Annotated in this window: 12 protein-coding genes, 5 tRNA genes and 1 pseudogene; 8 read left to right on the top strand and 10 right to left on the bottom strand. The window is 70.4% G+C overall.

All coding sequences use genetic code 11. The annotated features are described in order from the left end of the window. Positions 1–39: 39 nt before the first annotated feature. Positions 40–756, top strand: a complete 717-nt coding sequence (gene ndgR, locus A8W25_RS23565) for an IclR family transcriptional regulator NdgR (protein ID WP_005311436.1) — start codon at positions 40–42, stop codon at positions 754–756. A 424-nt stretch (positions 757–1,180) separates the two neighbouring features. Here ndgR and A8W25_RS23560 read toward each other — a convergent pair whose 3' ends face one another. Beyond that, positions 1,181–1,663 (bottom strand): DUF4188 domain-containing protein, encoded by a 483-nt coding sequence (locus tag A8W25_RS23560; RefSeq protein ID WP_199831819.1) that lies wholly within the window; start codon positions 1,661–1,663, stop codon positions 1,181–1,183. 103 nt (positions 1,664–1,766) lie between these two features. On the opposite strand from A8W25_RS23560, the gene A8W25_RS23555 reads away from it, so the two are divergent. Continuing rightward, positions 1,767–2,414: a MerR family transcriptional regulator gene (locus A8W25_RS23555; protein WP_079126333.1), complete on the top strand. Its 648-nt coding sequence runs from the start codon at positions 1,767–1,769 to the stop codon at positions 2,412–2,414. A gap of 78 nt (positions 2,415–2,492) precedes the next feature. On the opposite strand, the gene A8W25_RS23550 is transcribed toward A8W25_RS23555, so the two are convergent. The 9 genes from A8W25_RS23550 to A8W25_RS23510 form a co-directional block, all read right to left on the bottom strand. Beyond that, positions 2,493–2,565, bottom strand: a tRNA-Glu gene (locus A8W25_RS23550). Positions 2,566–2,617: 52 nt separating this feature from the next. Then, positions 2,618–2,689, bottom strand: a tRNA-Gln gene (locus tag A8W25_RS23545). Positions 2,690–2,710: 21 nt separating this feature from the next. Further along, a tRNA-Glu gene (locus A8W25_RS23540) sits at positions 2,711–2,783 on the bottom strand. A gap of 61 nt (positions 2,784–2,844) precedes the next feature. Then, a tRNA-Glu gene (locus tag A8W25_RS23535) sits at positions 2,845–2,917 on the bottom strand. Positions 2,918–2,958: 41 nt separating this feature from the next. Then, positions 2,959–3,030, bottom strand: a tRNA-Gln gene (locus tag A8W25_RS23530). An 89-nt stretch (positions 3,031–3,119) separates the two neighbouring features. Further along, the gene (locus A8W25_RS23525) at positions 3,120–3,839 is read right to left on the bottom strand and encodes an HAD family hydrolase (RefSeq protein WP_067164668.1); all 720 of its coding nucleotides are present in this window, start codon (positions 3,837–3,839) and stop codon (positions 3,120–3,122) included. Between the two features lie 86 nt (positions 3,840–3,925). Next, positions 3,926–5,410: a glutamate--tRNA ligase gene (gene gltX / locus A8W25_RS23520; RefSeq protein WP_199831818.1), complete on the bottom strand. Its 1,485-nt coding sequence runs from the start codon at positions 5,408–5,410 to the stop codon at positions 3,926–3,928. After that, positions 5,403–6,176 (bottom strand): fumarylacetoacetate hydrolase family protein, encoded by a 774-nt coding sequence (locus A8W25_RS23515; protein ID WP_067164666.1) that lies wholly within the window; start codon positions 6,174–6,176, stop codon positions 5,403–5,405. Before A8W25_RS23515 ends, gltX begins: the two co-directional genes overlap by 8 nt. 145 nt (positions 6,177–6,321) lie before the next feature. Beyond that, positions 6,322–6,507 carry a hypothetical protein gene (locus A8W25_RS23510; RefSeq protein ID WP_067167094.1) on the bottom strand — a complete coding sequence of 62 codons (186 nt, stop codon included), beginning with the start codon at positions 6,505–6,507 and terminating at the stop codon, positions 6,322–6,324. A gap of 585 nt (positions 6,508–7,092) precedes the next feature. Here A8W25_RS23510 and A8W25_RS23505 point away from each other — a divergent pair. The 6 genes and pseudogenes from A8W25_RS23505 (at position 7,093) to A8W25_RS23480 (ending at position 16,100) form a co-directional block, all read left to right on the top strand. Then, positions 7,093–10,519: pseudogene (locus tag A8W25_RS23505) on the top strand (nitrate- and nitrite sensing domain-containing protein). Between the two features lie 9 nt (positions 10,520–10,528). Continuing rightward, on the top strand, positions 10,529–10,942 hold the full coding sequence (locus A8W25_RS23500) for a roadblock/LC7 domain-containing protein (RefSeq protein ID WP_067164664.1): 414 nt from the start codon (positions 10,529–10,531) through the stop codon (positions 10,940–10,942). 109 nt (positions 10,943–11,051) lie between these two features. Next, positions 11,052–11,459: a DUF742 domain-containing protein gene (locus A8W25_RS23495; RefSeq protein WP_067164662.1), complete on the top strand. Its 408-nt coding sequence runs from the start codon at positions 11,052–11,054 to the stop codon at positions 11,457–11,459. After that, positions 11,440–12,021: a GTP-binding protein gene (locus A8W25_RS23490; RefSeq protein WP_067164660.1), complete on the top strand. Its 582-nt coding sequence runs from the start codon at positions 11,440–11,442 to the stop codon at positions 12,019–12,021. The genes A8W25_RS23495 and A8W25_RS23490 overlap by 20 nt, the downstream gene beginning before the upstream one ends. A gap of 340 nt (positions 12,022–12,361) precedes the next feature. After that, the gene (locus A8W25_RS23485) at positions 12,362–15,676 is read left to right on the top strand and encodes a nitrate- and nitrite sensing domain-containing protein (protein ID WP_067164658.1); all 3,315 of its coding nucleotides are present in this window, start codon (positions 12,362–12,364) and stop codon (positions 15,674–15,676) included. 10 nt (positions 15,677–15,686) lie between these two features. Continuing rightward, positions 15,687–16,100, top strand: a complete 414-nt coding sequence (locus A8W25_RS23480; RefSeq protein WP_067167091.1) for a roadblock/LC7 domain-containing protein — start codon at positions 15,687–15,689, stop codon at positions 16,098–16,100. Positions 16,101–16,139: the final 39 nt, after the last annotated feature.

Below are 16,139 nucleotides of genomic sequence, written 5' to 3'. Positions count from 1 at the left end.
GAACTTGCGTTTCACAGAGTGAGACGCGAGTATCGTTTCATGGACAACTCTAGCGGCGTCGGCGTTCTCGACAAGGCGGCTCTCGTCCTGAGCGCCCTGGAGTCCGGTCCGGCCACCCTCGCGGGGTTGGTCGCGGCCACCGGGCTCGCACGACCCACGGCACACCGCCTTGCCGTGGCACTGGAACACCACCGGATGGTGGCGAGGGACATGCAGGGCCGGTTCATCCTCGGCCCGCGGCTCGCGGAGCTCGCGGCCGCGGCCGGCGAGGACCGCCTGCTGGCCACCGCCGGGCCGGTGCTGACACATCTGCGCGACGTGACGGGCGAGAGCGCCCAGCTCTACCGCCGCCAGGGCGACATGCGGATCTGCGTCGCGGCGGCCGAGCGGCTGTCCGGCCTGCGGGACACCGTGCCGGTCGGCTCGACCCTGACGATGAAGGCGGGCTCCTCCGCCCAGATCCTGATGGCCTGGGAGGAGCCGGAGCGCCTGCACCGGGGCCTGCAGGGGGCGCGCTTCACGGCGACGGCCCTGTCGGGCGTACGGCGCCGGGGCTGGGCCCAGTCGATCGGCGAGCGCGAGCCGGGCGTGGCCTCGGTCTCTGCGCCGGTGCGCGGCCCGTCCAATCGCGTGGTGGCGGCCGTCTCGGTCTCCGGACCGATCGAGCGCCTGACCCGCCATCCCGGCCGGATGCACGCCCAGGCGGTCATCGACGCCGCCGCCCGCCTCTCCGAGGCCCTGCGCCGCAACGGCTAGCCCGCCCCTGCGTCCACCTCCGGCCCACCGCTTCAACGCCGCAGCGGTGGGCCGGAGGCGTGTTTCGGGGCCCGGCCTTCGCCTGCGGGCCGGCGGGTGGTCGCTCGCACCGTTCCCCGCGCCCCTCAGGGGCCGCCTCAGCCGGGGATGCCGCCTCGGCCGTGGGCCTGCGTGCTTGCCTGCGGGCGAGCGGGGGCTGGTCGCGCAGTTCCCCGCGCCCCTCAGGGGGTGCCCGGCAGCCGGAGAAGCCGGCTCGGCCGTGAGCTTTCAGGGGCCCGGTGTTCATCTGCGGGCCGGTGGAGGGTGCTCGCGCAGTTCCCCGCGCCCCTCAAGGGGTGCCCGGCAGCCGGAGAAGCCGGCTCGGGCGCAGTCCCTCAGGGCATGGGCGGCTCCGTCTCGTGGGCGCGGCCGGCCGCCGGCGGGGCTAGCCCTTCAGGCGGCCCGCCGCCCGGTCCCCCCGCCGTCCCACCGGCACCACACCCGTCGCCTTGCCGAGGCCGAACTGCGGCATGCCGACGTAGACCGACTCGTACGAGCCCGCCGGGACCACATACGTCTCGTGCCAGATGCCCACCGCGCCCTTCGCCCCGCGCGCCCGGCGGTTGAAGGCCGTCCAGGCCGGGCGGTGCTCCTTGTCCTGCGCGGACGCGTACGCCAGGAGCTTCTCCTTGGACTCCCAGTACTGCACCACCGCCAGAGTGCGCGGCCCGGCGAGGACGGACTGGAAGCCGAGCAGCCCGCTGCCCTCCTCCTTGACGAGCTCCTTCAGCATCCGGGGCATCGCGGACGTGACCGGCAGCCAACTGCGCAGCGCGCGGAACCGGTTGATGCGCATCCCGATGAGGAAGACCACCACGTCCCCCTCGGCGGCGGCGGTCATACGTCCCTCGATCAGCTTCTGGCTCATGACAGGTCCCCCAGTGACGTGACAGTTGCTCGGGCCATGCATTGGATAGTTCCGCTATCCGATGGTTAGATAGTGGCACTCTCCAATGGAAGGCGCAAGAGGAATGAGACTGGCGGAGCTCAGCGAGCGAAGCGGGGTCGCCCCGGCGACGATCAAGTACTACCTGCGCGAGGGGCTGCTGCCGCCGGGCCACCGGGTCACCGCCACCCAGGCCGACTACGACACGGCCCACCTCCAGCGGCTGAAGCTGGTGCGCGCGCTGATCCAGGTGGGCCGGGTCCCGGTGGCCGCCGCCAAGGAGGTGCTCGCGGCCCTGGAGGACGACTCGCTGGACCACCACTCCCGGCTCGGCGTCGCCGTCGAGGCCCTGCCGAACGCCCCGGAGCCCGGCCCCGACGATCCGCACGCGCGGGCCGCGCGCGCGGCGGTGGACGCGCTGATCGACGGGCTCGGCTGGCAGTACGGCGGCTCGGACCCGGAGGGAAGCTCGGGCGCGTATCTGACGCTGCTGGCGGCGGTGACCGCGCTGACCCGGCTCGGATACCCCTGCGGCACCGAGGAGTTGGCCGCGTACGCGGCGGCGGCCGCCCAAGTGGCGGTCGCCGATCTGGACTTGGTGGAGCGCTACGAGGCTCCCGCCGAACAGGTCGAGGCGGCCGTGGCGTTGACCGTGCTCTACGAGCCGGTACTGCTGAGCCTGCGGCGTCTGGCCCAGGCGCAGGAGTCGGCGCGGCGGTTCGTGCGGCCGTGAGCCGGGTCCGGGGGCGGACCGCCCCCGGACATACGGAAGGGGCCCGGCACACTGTGTGTGCCGGGCCCCTCCTTCACGTACCCCCGACCGGATTCGAACCGGCGCTACCGCCTTGAGAGGGCGGCGTGCTAGGCCGCTACACAACGGGGGCGTGATGATCCCGAAAGATCGGTGAATCGCAAGATCTTCGATCTCGCGATCCGCTGGGCTACCAGGACTCGAACCTAGAATGACGGTACCAGAAACCGTAGTGTTGCCAATTACACCATAGCCCATGGTGGTTTAGACCAACTGCGTACCCCCGACCGGATTCGAACCGGCGCTACCGCCTTGAGAGGGCGGCGTGCTAGGCCGCTACACAACGGGGGCCCTAGCGATCCTGCATGAGAGTCAGCGGGTGCGACCCGGCTGTCTCCCTGGGAAGGATCTGTACCCCCGACCGGATTCGAACCGGCGCTACTGCCGTGAGAGGGCAGCGTGCTAGGCCGCTACACAACGGGGGCTTTGCGGATCTGGAATCCGCGGTGCAGATAAGCTCTGCGAGCTGGCCTACCAGGACTCGAACCTAGACTAACGGAACCAGAAACCGTCGTGCTGCCAATTACACCATAGGCCACCGGAACACAACCCCCGACGGGGATCTTGCTCGGCTTGCGCTTTCGGTTCCGGGCTTTTCTTCCCGCTCCCCTCGGCGCAGGAAGAACATTACCCGAAGGTGTCCGGCGCTCCAAAACGGGTATCGCGGCGCAGCAGGCCGGGGAGCTCCTCCAGGCCCGTGATCCGGATCAGTTCGGGCCGTCCGCCCACCTGGTTGCGGTCCAGCCAGATGCCCAGGAGCCCCGCCTCACCGGCCCCGCGCGCGTCGATGTCCGGCTGGTCGCCCACGTACGCGACCTCCTGCGGCGCCAGCCCCAGCGCCTGGCAGGCCGCGTGGAAGGCCCCGGCCTCGGGCTTGGAGATCCCCAGCTCGGCCGCGCACACCACGGCCTCGAACCGGTCCCGTACGCCCAGGACCTGGAGCTTGCGCTCCTGATGGTGCAGGGAGGAGTTGGAGAGGACGGCGTGCCGGTAGCCGTCGGCGAGCAGGTCGAGGACGGGCACGGTGTCCGGGAAGAGCGACCAGGCGGCCTCGTAGTGCGCCAGGTGCCGCTCGAACCAGGTCTCCGCGTCGGCGTCGCCGAGCTCGCTGCCGAGGAAGGCGCGCACCCGGTCGCGCCGCTGGCCCGGCCAGTCGGTCTCCCCCGCGGCGAACCGGGCCCAGTGGTACGCGGTGAGCTCGTCCCAGGTCGTGAGCGCCTGCTCCGTCGACGCGTACGCGGCGGGCAGCCCCTCGGCCGCCAGGTGCGCGCGCATGCCCCTGCGGGCGGCCGAGGCGTAGTCGAAGATCGTGTCGTCGATGTCCCAGAGGACTGCGCGGACGGTCATGCCACGACCGTACGCCGAAGGGGCGGGAGCCGGTCCGGCTCGGAGCCGGTCCGGCTCCCGCCCCTTCGGGACGTACGTGCGGCTGTCTACGCGGACAGCTTCGCCAGCGCCGCGTCGATGCGCGCCAGCGTCCTCTCCTTGCCCAGGATCTCCAGGGACTCGAAGAGCGGCAGGCCCACCGTGCGGCCGGTGACGGCGACGCGGACCGGGGCCTGCGCCTTGCCGAGCTTGAGGCCGTGCGCCTCGCCGGCGGCCAGGACGGCCTCCTTGAGGGACTCCGGCGAGGACCAGTCGGCCGGCTCCAGCTTCTCGCGCGCGGTGCGCAGCAGCGCGTCCGAGCCCTCCTTCATCGCCTTCGTCCAGGACGCCTCGTCCTGGACCGGCTCCTTCAGGAAGAGGAAGTCGACGTTGGCCGTGATGTCCGAGAGGACGGTGACGCGGGTCTGGGCGTGCGGCGCGATGGCCTCCCAGGCGGCGCGGTCGAAGTCCTCGGGCGCCCAGTTGGCGTGCGGGGCGGTCAGCCACGGCTCGCAGGCGTCCGTGAACGCCTTCACGTCGAGCATGCGGATGTGGTCCCCGTTGATCGACTCGGCCTTCTTCAGGTCGAAGCGGGCCGGGTTGGCGTTGACGTCGGTGACGTCGAACTTCGCGACCATGTCGGAGATCGAGAAGACGTCCTGGTCGGCCGAGAAGGACCAGCCGAGGAGCGAGAGGTAGTTGAGCAGGCCCTCCGGGAGGAAGCCGCGCTCCCGGTAGATGTTCAGGGAGGCCTGCGGGTCGCGCTTGGAGAGCTTCTTGTTGCCCTCGCCCATGACGTACGGGAGGTGGCCGAAGGCCGGGGTCTCCTTGGCCACGCCCAGCTCGATCAGCGCCTTGTAGAGCGCGATCTGGCGGGGGGTGGAGGAGAGCAGGTCCTCGCCGCGCAGGACGTGGGTGATCTCCATCAGGGCGTCGTCGACCGGGTTGACCAGCGTGTAGAGCGGGGCGCCGTTGGCGCGGACGATGCCGTAGTCCGGCACGTTGTCCGGGGTGAAGGTCAGCTCGCCGCGGACCAGGTCCGTGAAGGTGATCGGCTCGTCGGGCATCCGGAAGCGGACGATGGCCGTGCGGCCCTCCGCCTCGTAGGCGGCCTTCTGCCCGTCGCTCAGCTCGCGGCAGTGGCCGTCGTAGCCGGACGGCCGGCCGGCGGCGCGGGCCGCGTCGCGGCGCGCGTCGAGCTCCTCGGTGGTGCAGTAGCAGTGGTACGCGTAGCCGCCCGCGAGCAGCTTCTCGGCCACGTCCTTGTAGATGTCCATCCGCTGGGACTGGCGGTACGGCGCGTGCGGGCCGCCGACCTCCGGGCCCTCGTCCCAGTCGAGGCCCAGCCAGCGCAGCGAGTCGAGCAGCTGGTTGTACGACTCCTCGGAGTCGCGCGCCGCGTCGGTGTCCTCGATGCGGAAGACCATGGTGCCCTGGTGGTGCCGCGCGAACGCCCAGTTGAACAGGGCGGTGCGGACCAGACCGACATGCGGGTTGCCGGTCGGGGAGGGACAGAAACGGACGCGGACGTTCGCGTCCAGGGGGTTAGCCACGCTTGATCACCTTGTTGGTGAGAGTGCCGATGCCTTCGATGGTGACGGCGACCTCGTCGCCGACGTTGAGGGGGCCGACCCCGGCGGGGGTGCCGGTGAGGATGACGTCGCCCGGGAGCAGCGTCATCGCCTCGGTGATGTGGACGACCAGGTCCTCGATGGAGCGGATCATGTCGCTCGTGCGGCCCAGCTGACGCTGTTCGCCGTTGACCGTCGCCTGGATCGTGAGGTCCGCGGGGTCGAGGTCGGTCTCCACCCAGGGGCCCAGCGGGCACGAGGTGTCGAAGCCCTTGGCGCGGGCCCACTGCTTCTCGCGCTGCTGGGCGTCGCGCGCGGTGACGTCGTTGGCGCAGGTGTAGCCGAAGATGACGTCCTTGACGCGCTCGCGCGGGACCTCGCGGCACATCCGGCCGATCACCACGGCCAGCTCGGCCTCGTGGTGCAGCTCGTTGGAGAAGGAGGGGTACTCGATCGCGTCGCCGGAGCCGATCACCGAGGTGGTGGGCTTGAAGAAGGCGACGGGCACCTCGGGGACCTCGTTGCCGAGCTCCTTGGCGTGCTCCGCGTAGTTGCGGCCGATGGCCACGACCTTGTTGGGCAGCACCGGCGGCAGCAGCCGGACCTTGCTCAGCGGGACCTTGGTCCCGGAGAGCTCGAAGTCGGCGTACGGGATGCCCTTGATGATGTCGAGCACGGGCCCCTGCGGGGTGTCCTCGACCGCGCCGAAGGCGACATTGCCGTCGATGGAGAATCTGGCGATGCGCACGGGATGCTGTCGCCCCTCACTTGGTCGCTGGCTGGAGACTGACGCTCCAGGCTAACGCGGGTGAGGGGGCGACCTGCGCTTCGAGGACGCCGTCCGGGGCGGTGGGACCGCCCGGTGGCGTACGGCCGCGGGCCGTGCCTCGGGGCTACGGGGCGACGGCCGCGACCGGGGCGTCCATCAGGACGGTGCGGCGCGGGTTGGCCGTCTGGGTGGGCAGGTCGACCGAGTGCTCGGGCAGGAGCTCCGTCTGCATCTCCTCGGCGTCCGCGAGGTGCGCCAGAGTGGTGCGGCGGGGGTTGGCTATGGTGCGGATCATCATCGTCGTCTTCATCATCTGCCGTTCGAACCCTGTCGGTTGCGGGGCGCGCGGCGGCGCCGGTTGTCGGATTGGCCATCCCTGTAAAGCGTCAGGCTAAACATTTGAATTCCCGGCAAACGGCCGTAGAGGCGACGATCATCGTGTGAGTTTGCTCACGAGTGGCTAAACAATTCGGACATTACGACCTGTCAATTCTGGCCACCTAAACGGACATTGCACCACTGAACCCTCCATTCCGCTCTTGATCATGGCGACTGGGTAACTCCTCCCACGTAAGCGACTCGTAGGTAAAAGTCCGATTCATCCGTGCACAGTTTCTACGGTTCGTGACACGTTCCTCACAATGTGTCACTCAGGTCACAGCACGGTACGCGGCCCTTGTTGGAGATCCGGCACTGTGCTGGAATTCCACGCACCGCCGCGGGTCACTGACCGGCGCGCAGGGCGCAACGCAGCGCCGAGTGGCGGCGGGGAGGGGGAGACCAACAAGCGCCGGTCACTCACGACCAACACATGGGGCGCACACTTGCCCCACGATGCCGACACCGTCCCTTCCGTTCAGAGCGGGGGACGCCTGGTCCAGAGGTTGCGACGCTAGTGCAGGGACGTTTCAAGAGGGATGGCAGCGCTGCGGCGGAGCAGGAGCCGCACGGCGGGACTGGCTCCACATCAGTCAGTTCCTCGCCCCAGCACGCCCAGAACCCCCGGGCCACCCAGAATCCATCGGCTCCTTCGCCGGGCGGTGACGACAACGGCGGCCCCTCCGGCCCCACCGGTCGCTCCGCCGCGGGCGGCGAGAAGCCCTCGGCCGCTCCCAAGCCGAAGCCGGCCGTGGACACGGGGTCGCGAATAGCCCTGCGCAACTGGCGCATCTCCACCCGACTGGTCGCGCTGCTGACCCTGCCCGTGGTCGCCGCGACCACCCTCGGCGGGCTGCGCATCAACCAGTCGATGAACGACATGAAGCAGCTCGACCACATGCAGCTGCTCACCGACATGACCAAGCAGGCCACCGAGCTGGCCGCCGCGCTCCAGGAGGAGCGCGACAAGTCGGCGGGCCCGCTGGCCACCGACACCGGCGCGGACATGGTCCAGACGGCGCGGGGCACCACCGACCGGGTCAAGCAGTCGTTCATGACGGCCACCCAGGACGTCGACAACCCGGACAACGACGACGCCCTGGAGTCGATCCGCCGTAACGTCACGGCCATCGCGATCCAGCTCCAGGACCTCGACAACATCCGTAAGAGCGCCTACCGCGGCGACGTATCGGACTCCCAGACCGTCGAGGGCTACAGCCGCCTCATCCGCGGCCTCCTCAGCCTCTCCCAGGACATGGCGCAGGCCACCTCCAACCCGGAGATGATCAAGCGCACCCGTGCGCTGGCCGCGTTCTCCTCCGCCAAGGAGTACGCCTCCATCCAGCGCGCGATCATCGCCGCCGCGCTCCCCGCGACCAAGGACAAGACGGGCACGCTCGCCGAGTCCGACCGCCTGTACGCCAAGTCCGCGGCGGACGGCGAGCGCCAGGAGCTGTCGTCGTTCTCGATCGTCTACGAGAGCAACCACGGCAACCCCGAAGAGCTGATGGCCCCGCTGGACAAGGGCAACTCGGAGATCACCGCGGCCAACGCGTACTCCCAGCGCGTCCTCAAGGGCGGCCTCGCCACGGAGACCAAGCGCTCGTACCTCGACTGGTACGACCAGGACTCCAACAAGATCAACCAGATGAAGACGATCGAGCAGACCCTGCTCGGCGAGATGGAGCAGAAGGCCCGCGAGCTGCGCGACCAGTCGCAGCGGGACGCGATCCTCAACGGTGCCCTGATCCTCATCGTCCTCGGCGTCTCGCTGGTCGGCGCCTTCGTCGTGGCCCGGTCCATGATCCGCTCGCTGCGGCGCCTCCAGGACACCGCCACCCGGGTCGCCCAGGACCGGCTGCCCGAGCTCGTCAAGCAGCTCTCCGAGTCCGACCCGCAGGACGTCGACACGTCCGTGGAGTCGGTCGGCGTGCACTCGCGGGACGAGATCGGCCAGGTGGCCGCGGCCTTCGACGACGTGCACCGCGAGGCCGTCCGACTCGCCGCCGAGCAGGCCCTGCTGCGAGGCAACGTCAACGCGATGTTCACCAACCTCTCGCGCCGCTCGCAGGGCCTCATCCAGCGTCAGCTCTCGCTCATCTCCGAACTGGAGTCCCGCGAGGCCGACCCGGACCAGCTCTCCTCGCTCTTCAAGCTCGACCACCTCGCGACCCGTATGCGCCGTAACGGTGAGAACCTCCTCGTCCTCGCCGGTGAAGAGCCCGGCCGCCGCTGGACCCGCCCGGTCCCGCTGGTCGACGTGCTCCGCGCCGCGGCCTCCGAGGTGGAGCAGTACGAGCGCATCGAACTGGCCGCCGTGCCCGCGACCGATGTCGCCGGCCGGGTGGTCAACGACCTCGTGCACCTGCTCGCCGAGCTGCTGGAGAACGCCACCTCGTTCTCCTCGCCGCAGACCAAGGTCCGCGTCACCGGTCACGCGCTGCCCGACGGCCGCGTCCTGGTCGAGATCCACGACACCGGCATCGGCCTCTCCCCCGAGGACCTCGCCGCGATCAACGAGCGGCTCGCGTCGCCGCCCACCGTGGACGTCTCGGTCTCGCGCCGCATGGGTCTGTTCGTGGTCGGCCGGCTGTCCCTGCGACACGGCATCCGCATCCAGCTGCGCCCCTCCGACTCCGGCGGTACGACGGCGCTCGTCATGCTGCCCGTCGATGTCGCCCAGGGCGGCAAGAAGGCCCCGGGCAAGCCCGGCGGCCCCCAGTCGCAGCCCCCGGCGGGCCCCGGCGCCGCCCGTCCCGGCGTGACCCCGGGCCCCGGTGCCCGCGCCGGTCTCGCCGACCCCGCCGCCCGGCGCCCCGCGCGCCGAGCTGCCCGGCGGCGCCCCGCAGCGCCCGCAGGCCGCGAGCTGGGGCAACGAGCAGGACGGCCCGCGCGGCCACGAGGAGATCGAGCAGCACACCGGCCAGTACCCCAGGCCGCAGCTCGACGAGCGCCAGGGCCCCGGCTCCACCGCCGAGTTCGCCCGCCCCGACTTCGACGGGCCGCCGCCCGGCCGCCAGGACGCAGCGCCCCAGGGGTCGCAGTCCACCGGCCAGTTCGTCCGCCCGGACGTCTTCGGCGCGCCGCAGGGCGCCCAGGACCCCTCGCAGACGGGACAGTTCGAGCGCCCCGGCGCGTACGGCCAGAACACCGGTCAGAACGCGGGCCAGAACACCGGCCAGTACGCCCGGCCGCCGATGGACGACCGCCAGGGACCCGGGGCCACCTCGGAGTTCGCCCGGCCGGACTTCGACGCGCCGCGTCCCCCGCAGCAGTCCCAGCAGCCGCAGCAGTACCAGGCGCCGCAGCAGCCCCGGCAGAACCAGGGGCAGCGTCCGGCCGCCGGCAGCCTGCCGCAGCAGCCGCAGCCCGAGGCACTGCCGCCGGCTCCGAACGCCGGTGACGGCCGTACGCCGCTGTACGACACCCTGGAGACCAACTGGTTCCACGGGCAGGGCGGTCAGAACGGCCAGCAGCCGGGGCAGCCCGCACCGGGCGCCCCGAACCAGGGCGGCAACCAGAGCCAGGCGGGCCAGGGCGGACCCCAGGGTCTGCGTCCGGCGCAGCCCCCGGCCCCCGCGCCGCAGAGCGCCGAGCGCCGCCCGGCGCCCGTCCAGCGCGACGCCAACGGCGCGGCCGGCAACGGCTCCTGGCGGCCCTCGCCCAACGATGAACTCGTCCGCCAGGCCGAGCGGGCCCGCAAGCCCGCCGCCGGCGGTGTCACCACTTCCGGTCTGCCCAAGCGGGTTCCGCGTGCCAATCTGGTAGCGGGCACCGCACAACAGCAGCAGAACCAGGCAGGCCCCCAGGTCTCGCGTGCGCCCGACGACGTGCGCGGCCGCCTGACCAATCTCCGCCGGGGTATCCAGCAGGGGCGGCAGGCCGGAAGCGGCCCGTCGACCGGCAGTTTCTCGATGGACCCCACTCACCAGCAGGAGCGATAGTTGAGTCAGATGAGCCAGGCGGCGCAGAATCTGAACTGGTTGATCACCAACTTCGTGGACAACACCCCCGGGGTGTCCCACACGGTGGTGGTCTCCGCCGACGGCCTGCTGCTAGCCATGTCCGAAGGATTTCCGCGGGACCGGGCCGACCAGCTCGCGGCCGTAGCGTCCGGCCTCACCTCGCTGACCGCGGGTGCGTCCCGGATCTTCGAGGGCGGCACCGTCGCCCAGACCGTGGTGGAGATGGAGCGCGGCTTCCTCTTCCTGATGTCCGTCTCCGACGGTTCCTCGCTGGCCGTGCTCGCCCACCCCGAGTGCGACATCGGCCTGGTCGGTTACGAGATGGCCCTCCTGGTCGACCGCGCGGGCTCCGTCCTCACCCCGGACCTGCGCGCGGAACTCCAGGGAAGCCTGCTCCACTGAGGCCCCCCACTCAGTCAGAAACCACCGTCCGGCCGCACCCCGCCCCCCACCGGCCACATCAGACGGCTCGAAGACACTCGCTGTCCCTGCTGTCCCGCCCGGAGGATCAATGACCCCGCCACCCGCCTCACACGATTCGTACGGCGCTCTGCACGACGCGCACTACGACAGTGAAGGCGACCAGCCGCTGGTCCGCCCGTACGCCATGACGGGCGGCCGGACCCGGCCGCGCTACCAGCTCGCCATCGAGGCCCTGGTCAGCACGACCGCGGACCCGGCGCACCTGGCCACGCTGCTCCCGGAGCACCAGCGGATCTGCCACCTGTGCCGCGAGGTCAAGTCGGTGGCGGAGGTCTCGGCGCTGCTGCAGATGCCGCTCGGTGTGGCCCGGATTCTTGTCGCCGACCTGGCGGAGGCCGGCATGGTGGCCATCCACCAGCCGGGCAATGGAGAGGCCGGCGGCACGCCGGATGTGACGCTGCTCGAAAGGGTGCTCAGTGGACTTCGCAAGCTCTAGCGGCGGAGCGGCACGCTCTACCACCTCCGCGAAGATCGTGGTGGCGGGCGGCTTCGGCGTGGGCAAGACCACGTTCGTCGGCGCCGTCTCGGAGATCAATCCGCTGCGCACCGAGGCCGTGATGACGTCCGCTTCCGCGGGCATCGACGACCTCACCCACACCGGGGACAAGACCACCACCACGGTGGCCATGGACTTCGGCCGCATCACCCTGGACCAGGACCTGATCCTGTACCTCTTCGGTACGCCGGGCCAGGACCGCTTCTGGTTCATGTGGGACGACCTGGTGCGCGGCGCGATCGGCGCCGTCGTGCTGGTGGACACCCGCCGTCTCGCCGACTGCTTCCCGGCGGTCGACTACTTCGAGAACAGCGGCCTCCCGTTCGTCATCGCCCTGAACGGCTTCGACGGCCACCAGCCGTACACCCCGGACGAGGTCCGCGAGGCTCTCCAGATCGGTCCGGACGCCCCGATCATCACCACCGACGCCCGCCATCGCGGCGATGCGAAGAGTGCGCTGATCACGCTCGTGGAGCACGCACTGATGGCACGACTCAAGTAGGAAGTCGTATACGGCAGTTGTCGTAGACGAACAGGGGCGGACTGTGTCCTTTGACACGATCCGCCCCTGTGTTCATAACGTTTCGACAGAGAATTCCCCCGTCACGGACACCCGCCGCGTTCACATGGTGTCACTGCGCTCACATTGGCCCCGTCTTTTGGCGGGGCTCGCTCTTTATGCCCGTTTTATCTGAGGCGTGTGCCACTCGGAACCAGGGATTCCAGCTGTTTGGAACCGACCCCCCTGGCGTGCTGGAATTCGACGAACTCCCGAGTAGTACGGCTCAGAACATTTAAAGGCACACCGCGAGAGGTGCCGGCGCCGAGAGGTTGTTGGTCGAGTGAGGCGAAGCACGACGAGCTCCGCGACGCAGCAGGCGCGGGGCAACTTCACCCCGCCGCAGCGCAATGCGGCGACGCCGGACGAGCGGCCAATCCCCTCCGGGGGCAAGGGAGCGGGCAAGGGCGCGGGTCAGACCGCCGGCCCCGACACCGGGAGTCAGAGCAAGTTCTCGCCGCGCAACTGGCGGGTGGCCACCCGTCTGAACGCCATCCTCCTCATCCCCGTCCTCGTCGGCCTCGTCATGGGCGGCTTCGAGGTCAAGGGGTCCATATCCACCTGGCGCGACGCCCGCGACGCCGAGAAGACGGCGCAGATCGTGCGCGCCGCCTCGGAGTACGGCCAGGCCCTGCTCAACGAGCGTGACCACACCGCTCAGCCCCTCCTGCAGAACAAGCGCGACGACGACGCCATCGCCAAGGCCATCGCCACCTCGGACGCGGCTCGCGCCAAGTTCGACGACGAGGTCAAGGGCATGCCGGACACGCCCAGCCTCCAGCGCCGTCTGGCCAAGGTCCGCGAGGCCGAGAAGAGCCTCGACGCGCTGCGCAAGACCGCCTACGCCAAGGGCGTCGAGGCGAAGAACCCGGTGCTGACCGAAGAGGGCTACACCGCGATCCCCCACTACCTGAGCACGTTCTCCAACGAGCTCGGTCTGGGCACCGGCAACATCACCAGCTACGGCCGCATGGTGTACGCGGTCGACCTCGCCAAGGCCGCCGAGTCGCTGCAGCGTTCCATTGGTCTGCACCTCATCATCCGGCCGAGCGAGGACCCCAAGACCTTCCAGATGCAGGTCAAGGCGTTCAACTCGTACAACTACCTGGAGTTCATCGCCCTCGGCGAGTTCGACGCCGGTGGTACGGACGCGGACAGCCTCCATCTGAAGCAGGTCATGGAGGCCAAGGCCGCCCAGGCCGCCAAGGACCTTCCCGCGGTGCGGCAGCAGGCCGACGACGGCCCGCGCATCGGTGCCGCCCCGGCCCGCGACGGCTCGCCGTTCAACAGCATGGCCGCCGCGATCGGCGAGGGCCAGAGCGCCAGGCAGCTCAAGGCCCAGGGCATCACCCCCGACGCCTGGATGGCCGCCTCCACCGCCAAGTTCGACGGATACACCGAGATCGAGCAGGACCTCGTCACCAAGGCGGTGAACGAGGCCGGCCAGATCGCCGACGACGCCAAGACCTCCGCGTACCTCAACGGCGCGATCGTCGTGGTCTCGCTGCTCGCGGCCTTCATCCTGGCCGGCATGGTGGCCCGCCAGATGAGCCGCTCGATGCGCCGGCTGCGCTCGGCCGCCTTCGAGGTGGCCGAAACCCGACTGCCGATGCTCGTCGACCAGCTCTCGCGCACCGAGCCCGGCCGGGTCGACACCCGGGTCGAGCCCATCCCGATCACCTCCACGGACGAGATCGGCGAGGTCGCCCGCGCCTTCGACCAGGTCCACCGCGAGGCCGTCCGGCTCGCCGCCGAGCAGGCGCTCCTGCGAGGGAACGTCAACGCGATCTTCACCAACCTGTCGCGCCGCAACCAGTCGCTGATCGAGGGCCAGCTGACCCTCATCACCGACCTGGAGAACAACGAGGCCGACCCGGACCAGCTGGAGAGCCTCTTCAAGCTGGACCACCTCGCGACCCGTATGCGCCGCAATGGCGAGAACCTCCTGGTCCTCGCCGGCGAGGAGCCGGGCCGCCGCTGGAACCAGCCGGTCCCGCTGGTCGACGTGCTGCGCGCCGCCTCCTCCGAGGTGGAGTCGTACGAGCGCATCGAGCTGACCGGTGTGCCGGAGAGCGAGATCCACGGCCAGGCCGTGACCGACCTCGTGCACCTGCTCGCCGAGCTCCTGGAGAACGCCACGACGTTCTCCTCGCCGCAGACCAAGGTCCGCGTCACCGCCACCCGTCTCCCCGACGGCCGCGTGATGATCGAGATCCACGACAAGGGCATCGGCCTCACCGCCGAGGACTTCGCGGACATCAACCACAAGCTGGCGAACCCGCCGACCGTGGACGCCGCCGTCTCGCAGCGCATGGGCCTGTTCGTGGTCGGCCGGCTGTCCGACCGGCACGGCATCCGCGTCCAGCTGCGCCCCTCCGGCGAGCAGGCGGGCACCACCTCGCTGGTCATGCTCCCGGACGCGATCACCCACGGTGGCGGTGGCGAGCCGCTGCCCGGCGACGACTTCACGGTCTCGCAGATCATCCCGGAGCAGCAGAGCTTCGAGGCCCCGGCCGTCCCGGCCATGCGCACCGCCGCCGAGCTCGGCTTCGACGACTCCCGCTACGAGACGGGCGAGCAGGGCGAGGCCCTGCAGCTCGACCCGGTCAACCGCTCGCTGATGCGCGAGGAGCGCCGCGCGGCCCTGGAGGCCCAGGCGCAGGGCGGCGACCGCCCGCTCTACCGCGACGAGGTCGACGGTGTGCAGCAGGGCGCCGCGTACGACGAGCAGTACGGCACCCAGCAGTCCTACGAGGAGTCGTACAACGGCCGGCAGGCCTCGTACGACAACCAGTTCGACGGGCAGCAGCAGTACACGCAGGACTACCCCGACGCGTACGCGCAGGAGTCCTACGGACAGCAGCAGAACGGCTACCCGGACCAGGGCTACGCGGAGGCCGCCTACCAGGCGCCCGCGGCCGACGGTCCGCAGTACGACGGCGGTTACGGCGACGCGCCCCACCAGGGCGAGTGGCAGCAGAACGCCTCGTACCAGGACTCCTACGCGTCCGACTACCCGCAGGCGAACAAGGAAGCGGAATCCGCTCCGGACGTTCCCGCGGGCGGCCGCGAGCGCGTAGGCTTCGACCGGTCGGGCCCCACCCCGGCCGCCGCCCACGAGATGACCGGCGCCGGTCTGCCGAGGCGCGGCAGCGGCCAGCAGAACTGGCAGCCCGCCGCCCAGGAGCCGCAGCAGAAGTCCGCACCGCAGCGGCCCGGCAACGACACCGGCCCCGCGACCGCGAACGGCTCCGCAAGCGGAACCGTGAACGGCACCGGTTCCGGAGCCGCGAACGGCGCCGCGTCCGGCACCGACGAGCCCACCGGCGACTGGCGTTCGACCAATGACGAGCGCTGGACGCGGGCCGAGAAGCTGCGTGAGCCGAAGGCCGGCGGGGTCACCCCCTCCGGGCTTCCCCGGCGGGTGCCCAAGGCCAATCTGGTCGAGGGTGCGGCGGAGCAGACCCCGCAGGGCGGCCCACAGGTCTCCCGCGCCCCCGAGGACGTCCGCGGCAGGTTGAGCAACCTGCGCCGGGGCGTCCAGCAGGGCCGCAGCGCGGGGTCGGACACAAGTAACACCTACAACCAGGAGCGTTAGTGTGAGCCCGATGAGCCAGGCGGCGCAGAATCTGAACTGGTTGATCACCAACTTCGTGGACAACACCCCCGGGGTGTCCCACACGGTGGTGGTCTCCGCCGACGGACTCCTGCTGGCGATGTCCGAAGGCTTCCCCCGGGACCGGGCCGATCAGCTGGCGGCTGTTGCCTCCGGACTGACGTCCCTGACCGCGGGTGCCTCCCGGATCTTCGAGGGCGGTGCCGTCAACCAGACGGTCGTGGAGATGGAGCGAGGCTTCCTCTTCCTCATGGCCGTCTCCGACGGCTCCTCGTTGGCCGTACTCGCCCACCCCGAGGCCGACATCGGTCTCGTGGGCTATGAGATGGCTCTCCTTGTCGACCGCGCGGGCACCGTTCTCACCCCGGACCTGCGCGCGGAACTCCAGGGCAGTCTCCTTAATTAGTTGTGAACTTCCCGTTCTCAACTACCAGACAGGCAGTGC

The sequence above is a fragment of the Streptomyces sp. ERV7 genome, from assembly GCF_001653515.1.
Classification (GTDB): domain Bacteria; phylum Actinomycetota; class Actinomycetes; order Streptomycetales; family Streptomycetaceae; genus Streptomyces.
This window is presented reverse-complemented; position numbering and strand designations above follow the sequence as displayed.